Source organism: Limnofasciculus baicalensis BBK-W-15 (assembly GCF_024178385.1).
GTDB classification, from domain to species: Bacteria; Cyanobacteriota; Cyanobacteriia; order Cyanobacteriales; family Coleofasciculaceae; genus Limnofasciculus; species Limnofasciculus baicalensis.
In genome coordinates this window covers 1-8,870 of the sequence record NZ_JAMZMM010000256.1, presented here as the reverse complement: position 1 = coordinate 8,870, position 8,870 = coordinate 1, and the positions used below count along the sequence as shown (strand labels likewise).

Below are 8,870 nucleotides of genomic sequence, written 5' to 3'. Positions count from 1 at the left end.
GAGCTTGGATGGCTCCAGCGGATCAGCCTCACGAAAAATTTGTATTCCCAGAGGAGGTTCTACCCCGTGGTAACGCTCTCTAGTACTTCTATGGTTGCGGGAAATCGCGACCAAGAGTCATCAGGTTTCGCTTGGTGGTCAGGTAATGCTCGTCTGATCAACCTTTCCGGTAAGTTGCTGGGCGCTCACGTTGCCCATTCTGGACTAATTGTATTCTGGGCTGGGGCGATGACCTTGTTTGAGGTTGCCCACTATATCCCAGAAAAGCCCATGTACGAGCAGGGCGCAATCCTCCTGCCTCACCTCGCCACTTTAGGCTGGGGTGTTGCTGCTGGTGGTGTAGTTGTTAACACATTCCCCTACTTTGTAGTCGGGGTACTTCACCTAATTTCCTCTGCCGTTCTCGGTTTGGGTGGTCTCTATCACGCCATTCGCGGTCCTGAAGCCTTAGAGTACGATCCTTTCTTTGGTTACGACTGGAAAGACAAGAACAAGATGACCTCGATCATCGGTTTCCACTTGATCCTCTTAGGATTAGGTGCATTCCTCTTGGTGATCAAGGCCATGTTTGTGGGTGGTGTCTATGACACTTGGGCACCAGGTGGTGGTGATGTTCGCTTAATTACCAACCCAACCCTGAACCCCGCCATCATCTTCGGTTATCTAACTAAGTCTCCTTTTGGTGGCGAAGGTTGGATTGTTGGTGTCAACAACATGGAAGACATCATCGGCGGACATATCTGGATTGGTTTGATCTGCATTTCCGGCGGTGTATGGCACATCCTGACTAAGCCCTTTGGCTGGGTGCGTCGTACTTTCGTCTGGTCTGGTGAAGCTTACTTATCCTACAGCTTGGGTGCGTTATCCCTGATGGGCTTTATCGCCTCCATGTATGTTTGGTTCAACAACACCGCTTACCCCAGCGAATTTTACGGCCCAACGAATGCTGAAGCTTCTCAATCTCAAGCATTCATCTTCCTAGCTCGCGACCAACGGATTGGTGCTAACATCGCAACTGCCCAAGGTCCGACTGGTCTAGGTAAGTACCTGATGCGCTCTCCTACTGGAGAAATCATCTTAGGTGGTGAAACCATGCGTTTCTGGGATTTCCAAGGTCCTTGGTTAGAGCCTCTACGCGGTCCTAATGGTCTGGAAGTGGATAAAGTCCGCAACGACATCCAGCCTTGGCAACTACGTCGTGCTGCTGAGTACATGACTCATGCTCCTAACGGTTCCATCAACTCGGTGGGCGGTATTATTACTGAAATTAACGGCTTTAACTACGTTAATCCCCGTGCTTGGTTGGCATCTTTTCACTTCATCATGGGCTTCTTCTTCCTAGTGGGCCACCTGTGGCACGCTGGACGCGCCCGTGCTGCTGCTGCTGGCTTTGAAAAAGGTATCGACCGCGAAACCGAAGCAGTTCTAGCTATGCCCGATCTCGACTAAGTTGTACTGATTCTGTTTTTAGCTGAAGTTTAAATTGCAATGCTCCTGTATAAAAGCAGGAGTTTTTTGTTTTTAGCTAATGGCTAATTGCGATAGCGGAATGTAGGTTTTAACTAATCTGAATAGAAGAGACGTACCAATTTGGGCAAATCATCTTTTCCAGCTTCTCCCTTAGCGATACGAGTTAGTAATTCCTGTGGTGTCAACCAAAAATATTCTAAAAAATCATTATTATTATAATTAGGAGATTCTTCAGATTTTATTTCATAAACTTTCATAAAAGCTGATATCTGATGATTTAGCGGTGTCAGATACCCTAACATAATATATTCAATTTGATCTAAGTCCCAGCCCAACTCTTCTTTTATTTCACGAGCAAAAGCCGCTTCATAGGTTTCTCCACTTTCTACATGCCCCCCCATGCTGAAATCGAGACAACCAGGAAAAGTTATTTTGTGATAGGTACGACGGGGAATCCAAAGTTGACCTTTTGAATTAACGACAAAAGCATTAACAACCCGAAAATTATATAAGCATTCTCGATAAACAGATGAACGTCGTTTCTGACCGATTACATTATCTTGTTCGTCAACAATGTCCAAAAGTTCGTCAGGAAAGTTTATGGTTTCCATTTCTATATTTTTGATGAGATAAAAAATACCCAGCGACCAATCCGATCCAATTAAAATTGGATCAGTCCCCCTTTGCTTATATTACTTGGCGATTAGCGATGACAGCACTCCGAGAGTAATCACCTTTCCAGAAGGTAAAGATCCTAGCTCAACACCTGTTCAGTCGCGACCGACTTCATGTTAAGATCCATGTCAATTCTGAAAACCATATTGGAAAGGTACATTTAAACATGGAAGCCGCACTGTTGTTAGCCAAACTGCCCGAAGCTTACTCCATCTTTAACCCCGTCATCGACGTTCTCCCCGTTATCCCCGTATTTTTCTTGCTGCTAGCCTTTGTTTGGCAAGCTGCTGTGGGTTTCCGCTAAGGAAAAGAGGGAATGGGGGATGGAGAGTTTTGAGTTTTGAGTTTTGAGTTCTCAATTAAAACTCTCTAACATTTAGCTCCCTTCCCCCGGCTCCCTAGCCCCTTAACTCCGTCCCCCAATAGCCTTTTGAAATGCGGGTCGCTCTGAGATACGCTTCATATAATCTAATACTGCTGGATATTCGCTCAGATCAAGCTTCAGCATGAGCGGGATGTAACACAACATTGAGCCAACCGCCACATCTGCTGCTGTAAAATCATCCCCTAATAAAAACGACTGCTTGGAGAAAATTTGATTCAGGGGAGTCATCAATCGAGGCATTTCCTTTTCCCGATTAGCTTCCACAAAAACTCCTGGTCCTAATGTGGCATTGGCAAAGATAATCCATTGGTTAATTTTGGCTTGGGCTTCTGGAGAGTCGCCCGTATTTCCATACTTTTGAGCCAGATAGAAGACAATTGCTCCCGACTCCCAAAGCTGAAAATCCCCATCGACAATTGCGGGAACTTTCCCCATGGGATTAATTGCCAGATATTCTGGTTGCTGATGTTCGCCTCCTTGCATATCCAGGATAACAAACTCGTAGGGTACTGCTAATTCTTCGAGATACCACTGGACAATTGAAGCCCGACTGCGGGCACTGCCGTAAAGTTTTAACATGGGTTGTTAGTTGTTAGTTGTTAGTTGTTGGTTGTTGGTTGGGAACATCCCGATTTGGAAGAAATGCAGGTTGTATTCTTTCTCCCCCCTTTGACAAGGGGGGCTGGGGGGGTGAAAAGGGGGGCAAAAAACGAGTATCTTTGCCAAAGTGGGATGCTCCCTGTTGGTTATTGGTTGTTGGTTGTTTGATACTAATCATCAATGACAAATGACCAATTTAAAGAACTTTGTGAGTGTACTCGTGTTGTTTAACATCGTCTTCCCGATGTACTACCCGTGTTTGATTTAGCACTCGCTTCCTTTCTGTAGAATAGTTGAAATTTTTGCGTGTAGTGCCTGCGGGAATATGGGATTGTGCTTCAGTACGAGTCTTATAAGTCCGTGCCGCAGAGATAGCACGCTGGGCGAAATCATCGCAAAACTGAGCATTTGGCGGAAACTCCGGTAGTTTTTGAGGGGTGTCACCGCCAATTAACTCACCCAAGGTTGTACCGGAAGCTAACTCATAAGATGTGGGAATGCCTTTGAGAATGGCTTCTAGGGCGGCAGAGGGGATTGGTTCAAGGATTTTGACCTCATGAACTTCTCCATCTTCTTTGATAAAGCAGGTGGCTAACCCAACTACGAGGTAGCTCTCACCAGAGACATCAGATGCTTGATTTAAGGACGTTGCGGCTGCCATAAGACGATGTTATCGATACCAAGTCGGATAAATTAGTCACTTTGGTTGCATTGTACCACCCGTGGTCATGATGGTAGTTTGGGCACTTGAGTTACTATTCTCTCACCGCTGGGGAAAATTGCTTTTACCAGGGGCAGGAGCCAAGCTGATTCCATAACACTAAATAGGCTTGAAGAGGATCTGTTAAGATCTGATTACTGCTAAACTTTTTACTATACCAGTTAGGCTGTGAGTAACTCTAACGATTTAATCCAAATTGCGGGTTGTGAGAATTTATCTCGCCGTGGAGATGTGATTTTTGTCCACGGATTAGGTGGTAGTGCGCGGGGAACTTGGCATCCGCAGGAACTAGATAATGATAATAATTTTTGGCCTTTCTGGTTGGGGGAAGATTTACCTGATGTGGGGATTTGGTCCCTGGGGTATGAGGTGGAACCTTTTCGGTGGAAAGGGAATAGTATGCCTTTGGCGGATCGAGCTACAAATATTTTAGATCTATTGGATAGTTATGATATAGGGGATCGCCCGATTATTTTTATTACTCACAGTATGGGGGGATTGCTAGTAAAGCAGATGCTGCGGAGTGCCAGAGATTTTGGTAAATGGAGTGCAATATCATCTCAGACGAAGGGGATTGTTTTCTTGTCTACGCCCCATTCTGGCTCCGATATGGCAAGTTGGATTAAGCATATTAGCGGGATTCTCCAAACTACTGTTTCGGTTGAGGAGTTGGAGGCACATCATTCTCGTTTGCGGGAATTAATTAATGTGTATCGGAATGATGAACAATTTAGTCAAATTCCGATGTTAGTTTACTGTGAAAATCGACCTACTCGCGGGATTTTAGTAGTGAATCAAACTAGTGCTGATCCTGGGATTAAGGGGGTGATTCCTGTCTCGATGGATTTTGACCATATTTCTATTTGTAAGGTGGGGGATAGGAATAGTCAGATTTATCGACAGGTTAAGCGGTTTATGCAGCAGAATTTAACTACTAAGCTAGCACCGATGCCGCTGAATATAACAGAACATGAGGTGATATCTGAAGAAGTTGATGGGCATGAATATTGACTGGAGTCGCCTGAATCGGAACGGGCAAAGTTAACTCCGCCTGGTAGGAATAAAGCAAAAGCAGTGCTACTTAATCGTATCAATCCTTTTAGGGCATCCCTACATTTAGGATATTGTGATATCAGAGTAATTGGTCCACGCGCTTCTGGAAAGACGACATTTTTAGCAACATTAGCTTACTGGCCGTATACAGATGGCAGATATCCAATTACCTCTGTTCAGCCAATGAATGATGAGACAGTGCATTTGGTAGATACAGCTAGAAATATTTTAGAGTCTGGATCACAATTAGAAGCAACTAATTTCGGTTGGCATGGAAGCTCTTACTATAATCTACTAATAAACTTAAAGCCAAGTTTGTGCCAAGATCCTCTATTCTGGCTAAGACAGCAATATCTCAGCTTTTCCTTGTCTTGCATAGATTATTCTGGGGAACTAATTGAGAGATTAAATACTAATTCAACCGACGATATCTCGATTAGTTTCTTGGACGACTGTGCATTATCATCAGGTTTGCTTCTGCTAATTGATGCCACATGTAGGTCTAGTGATAGTTATTATGCCAAAGCTTTTCGTATTCTGGGGCAAGAATTAAATTATCGCTGGCGTAAAGGGAACAGGAACCTAAAAAATTACAGAATAGCTATTGTATTCTCTAAATTTGATCAACCAGAGGCTTGGGAACATCGGAACAATCTAGAAAAATTTATAAATATCAATTTTCCAAGAACACACAATGTGTTCAATAACTGGTATAGAACTTGTGGTTTATCAGTTACCTACTTTGCTTGTTCTGCATTTGGTATGAAGGGTGAACCTCCAGCTCCTAATGTTTTAGTAGAAGAAGGTTTTGGAGCCAAGAACGGAGTGCTTGCAGATCCAAGTAAATGGCAACCTTTTGGTTTAGTTGCACCTGTCTACTGGTTATGCACTGGTAAAAATAATTCTTGGCTTCGAGATTTCTAAATTAATAGACACAACTATTTCTAGAAAGTTAAGTACTGTCTATGGCTTCATGTCCTACTTCTTTATATAAGATAACATTTTACCAGAAATTATCGATAGTTTTTGATATCAATAAATGATGTAGGGGTGAAGCATTTGCGCCAATATTTATCGGGAAAATCAGCATCTTTATCCGCAAATGCTTCACCCTGTATGTGATGGGGAAAGGGAAAGTATACCCTGGGAGAATTAAATTGTTTGCGGATATAATAATCTTGGTTCGATCAATAATTTATCCCACGATACAAACCAGGGCGAAGCATACCCTTCGGGAAGGCTATCGCCTACGGATACAAAATTATTGGCTCAAAACAAAATTGATCCCCCGAATGCTTCGCCCCTACAGGTTAAAATAATAATACGCCCTATCCGTCAAGGAATAATTCCTATGACAATCACCACCAATCGGATTATGACTCTGGAGGAATACCTCAACTATGACGACGGCACAGATACCCGCTATGAACTAGTTAATGGAGAGTTGGTGGAAATGCCTTCAGAGAGCGATTTGAATAATGCAAAAGCTAATATGATATTATAAAAAATAAATACTTAAGGGTTAAAGATGGATGATTGTTTCTTTTGCCTCTAAAGAAACCGAAAAAATATGGCAGGGTGTACGTTCACGAAAATTGCCATCAGACATACAAGAAAGGGCTTTGCGCAAATTGCGGCAACTAGAAGCATCAGCAAATTTGGACGATCTTCGACTACCCCCTGGGAATCATCTAGAAGCACTTTCTGGAGATAGAGTAGGACAATACAGTATCCGTATTACTAAACAGTGGTGACTCTGTTTTATATGGCAAAATGGTAATGCTTATCAAGTAGAGATTGTTGATTATCATAATTGAGTAAATACTATGGAAAATAAATTAATTCATAATCCTCATCCTGGAGAAATTTTAAAGTATGAATTCTTAGAAGAATTAGAGTTAAGTCAAAACGATCTGGCTAGTGCAATTGACGTACCATATCTTACTATTCAGGAAATTATTCAAACCAAAATTTCCATTACTGCTGATATAGATTTGCGGTTATGTAGGTATTTTAGACTATCGGAAGGATATTTTTTGAGGCTTCAGAATGCTTATGAATTAATGGAAGCTAAAAGAAAATTGGGAGAAACTTTAAACAAAATTATTCCTCATGCTGCTGCTTGGGATTAATTTCCTGAGTTAAGTTGACAATAAGTCCTTCAGTTCCATACCCTGTAACCATAAGGTATAGTGATAAGTAAGCTGTATTGTATCCGTCAAGGAAAAATTCCTATGACAACCACCACCAATCGGATTATGACTCTGGAGGAATACCTCAACTATGACGACGGCACAGATACCCGTTATGAACTAGTCAATGGAGAGTTGGTGGAAATGCCTTCAGAGAGCGATTTGAATAATGCGATCGCAATTTTCCTACTTTTTGCCTTCGGGCAATTTGTGCCGCCTAGATTATTGCGTCGGGGTACAGAAATTGTCGTGACTGGTTCCCGTACCACTACGCGAATTCCTGACTTAATTGTACTAACTGAAGATCTCGCCACTGCCCTCAGAGGAAGTACAAGAAGTATCATCACTTCTGATATGCCTCCACCAGCTTTAGTTGTAGAAATCGTTTCTCCCGGGACAGAAAATGAGCAACGAGATTATCGCTACAAACGTTCTGAATACGCAGCCAGGGGAATTGCAGAATATTGGCTCGTCGATCCGCAGCGGGCGGTGGTAATAGTATTAATATTAGTGGCAGGATTCTATGAAGAAGCTCTCTTTCAAGGAAGCGATTTGATTGTCTCATCCACCTTTCCAAACCTTCAATTGACAGCCGCACAAATTCTTTTAGCCAGCAATTAGAGGGCTAAGGAGAAAAAAAATGGTGACTTACCTAGCGACAGTTCATATTGAATTTATGATAGCTGATGGAGATGAAATTCCCTCTCCAAGTAACCTAGAAACCATCCTATCTCAACCAGATCAAAATGAAGCGATTGCTTTCCTGATTATTCAGATAACAGATGAGATTTTTAGTTGTCAACAGGAGAAACAATTAGCTTGGTAATAGCATCTATATAATCTCGCAGAATCAATGTTTAGCAATGGAAAATTAATTAACAATTGCTTCAGGAGATCGCTTCTTCAAACTCTACCAACGCTTGCACTGTTCCTACTTGCCAAGCCCTTTCCACTGTAGCAGGAATAAGTTGAGTTAAAGGAATACCTGGAAAAAGAGGACTAGTATTAGCATTGATATACTTTCCATTCTGAAATAAATAGATAGTGAATTTCCCACTATTGTAAATCCAAAGTTCCGGCACACCAATCGCCTCATAAGCATCAAGAGTGGTTTTAGAAGTAACATCTGTTTCAATTGCCAAATCGGGAGGCGGATCGTCAGGTTGGAGGCGACGACGATTAATCATCCGTTGATAATTCTGGATGTAAAAACAAGCATCTGGTTCTACCCCTGCTGTATTTTCCCGTTTGAAAGTGGTTGAACCAAAGGGTTCGTATCGTCGATTGGACATTTTTAATAAGGTTTTCACAATATCGGAAATTAAATCCTTTGGCTTTTCATGTTCGGGTAGAGGAACCATAATTTCTAATGTGTTTTGGCTATAAGTAACTCGTGCAGATCTCCCTTCTCCCATTTCCTGCAAAATTGACTCAAATTCCTGCCAACTCACATTAGGGATTGTCACGACACTACCGGGAGATAGTCGGAGCTGACTGATGGGTTTGAGAATAGGGAATAAAGCAGTCATAAGGATCAAATTATAGAGGGCATTAGCTATTTAAAAGTTTTGAGTAAAATTATCTCCATCACAAGGTTACGATATTTGGGCAGTTTTTCGAGGGCGCTCCAGTATATTTTGATACAAAGACTCTGCCACAGTCTGATAGGCTTTATCGAAATTATCTTGCAACCCATCGTCGGTGATTGGGTTTGTCTAGCTGCGCTTTCAACCGCCCTGACGATCCGGATTTATTTGTGCCAATTCCTAAAGAT

The 8,870-nt window shown here is 42.3% G+C and carries 12 protein-coding genes and 1 pseudogene; 9 read left to right on the top strand and 4 right to left on the bottom strand.

Translation table 11 applies throughout. The annotated features are described in order from the left end of the window. Positions 1-66: 66 nt before the first annotated feature. Positions 67-1,449 (top strand): photosystem II reaction center protein CP43, encoded by a 1,383-nt coding sequence (psbC, locus tag NJ959_RS20880; protein ID WP_254013671.1) that lies wholly within the window; start codon positions 67-69, stop codon positions 1,447-1,449. Between the two features lie 113 nt (positions 1,450-1,562). On the opposite strand, the gene NJ959_RS20875 is transcribed toward psbC, so the two are convergent. After that, positions 1,563-2,081, bottom strand: coding sequence for an NUDIX hydrolase (locus tag NJ959_RS20875; RefSeq protein ID WP_254013670.1), 519 nt, complete (start codon positions 2,079-2,081; stop codon positions 1,563-1,565). Between the two features lie 230 nt (positions 2,082-2,311). Here NJ959_RS20875 and NJ959_RS20870 point away from each other — a divergent pair, with 230 nt between their 5' ends. Continuing rightward, the gene (locus NJ959_RS20870) at positions 2,312-2,449 is read left to right on the top strand and encodes a photosystem II reaction center protein K (protein WP_254013669.1); all 138 of its coding nucleotides are present in this window, start codon (positions 2,312-2,314) and stop codon (positions 2,447-2,449) included. Positions 2,450-2,551: 102 nt separating this feature from the next. Here NJ959_RS20870 and NJ959_RS20865 read toward each other — a convergent pair whose 3' ends face one another. Together NJ959_RS20865 and NJ959_RS20860 are read right to left on the bottom strand one after the other, a co-directional pair. Continuing rightward, entirely contained in the window at positions 2,552-3,109 is a 558-nt protein-coding gene (locus tag NJ959_RS20865; protein WP_254013668.1) for a glutathione S-transferase family protein, read from the bottom strand. Between the two features lie 217 nt (positions 3,110-3,326). Continuing rightward, positions 3,327-3,791 (bottom strand): hypothetical protein, encoded by a 465-nt coding sequence (locus tag NJ959_RS20860; RefSeq protein ID WP_254013667.1) that lies wholly within the window; start codon positions 3,789-3,791, stop codon positions 3,327-3,329. A gap of 228 nt (positions 3,792-4,019) precedes the next feature. Between NJ959_RS20860 and NJ959_RS20855 the strand changes: the two genes are divergently transcribed. The 7 genes and pseudogenes from NJ959_RS20855 to NJ959_RS20825 all read left to right on the top strand — a co-directional run bounded on the left by NJ959_RS20855 (position 4,020) and on the right by NJ959_RS20825 (position 7,922). After that, complete coding sequence (locus tag NJ959_RS20855) at positions 4,020-4,862, top strand: esterase/lipase family protein (RefSeq protein WP_254013666.1); 843 nt, start codon at positions 4,020-4,022, stop codon at positions 4,860-4,862. A 63-nt stretch (positions 4,863-4,925) separates the two neighbouring features. Further along, positions 4,926-5,828, top strand: a complete 903-nt coding sequence (locus tag NJ959_RS20850) for a hypothetical protein (protein ID WP_254013665.1) — start codon at positions 4,926-4,928, stop codon at positions 5,826-5,828. Between the two features lie 427 nt (positions 5,829-6,255). Next, positions 6,256-6,381, top strand: a pseudogene (locus NJ959_RS20845) (Uma2 family endonuclease); the annotation flags it as partial. 55 nt (positions 6,382-6,436) lie between these two features. Further along, complete coding sequence (locus tag NJ959_RS20840) at positions 6,437-6,658, top strand: type II toxin-antitoxin system RelE/ParE family toxin (protein WP_254013664.1); 222 nt, start codon at positions 6,437-6,439, stop codon at positions 6,656-6,658. 72 nt (positions 6,659-6,730) lie between these two features. Continuing rightward, entirely contained in the window at positions 6,731-7,036 is a 306-nt protein-coding gene (locus NJ959_RS20835) for a HigA family addiction module antitoxin (protein WP_254013663.1), read from the top strand. Positions 7,037-7,138: 102 nt separating this feature from the next. Continuing rightward, on the top strand, positions 7,139-7,717 hold the full coding sequence (locus tag NJ959_RS20830) for a Uma2 family endonuclease (protein ID WP_254013662.1): 579 nt from the start codon (positions 7,139-7,141) through the stop codon (positions 7,715-7,717). 19 nt (positions 7,718-7,736) lie between these two features. Continuing rightward, positions 7,737-7,922 (top strand): type II toxin-antitoxin system HicB family antitoxin, encoded by a 186-nt coding sequence (locus NJ959_RS20825; protein ID WP_254013661.1) that lies wholly within the window; start codon positions 7,737-7,739, stop codon positions 7,920-7,922. A 61-nt stretch (positions 7,923-7,983) separates the two neighbouring features. Here NJ959_RS20825 and NJ959_RS20820 read toward each other — a convergent pair whose 3' ends face one another. Then, positions 7,984-8,625, bottom strand: a complete 642-nt coding sequence (locus NJ959_RS20820; RefSeq protein ID WP_254013660.1) for a Uma2 family endonuclease — start codon at positions 8,623-8,625, stop codon at positions 7,984-7,986. Positions 8,626-8,870 lie beyond the last annotated feature (245 nt).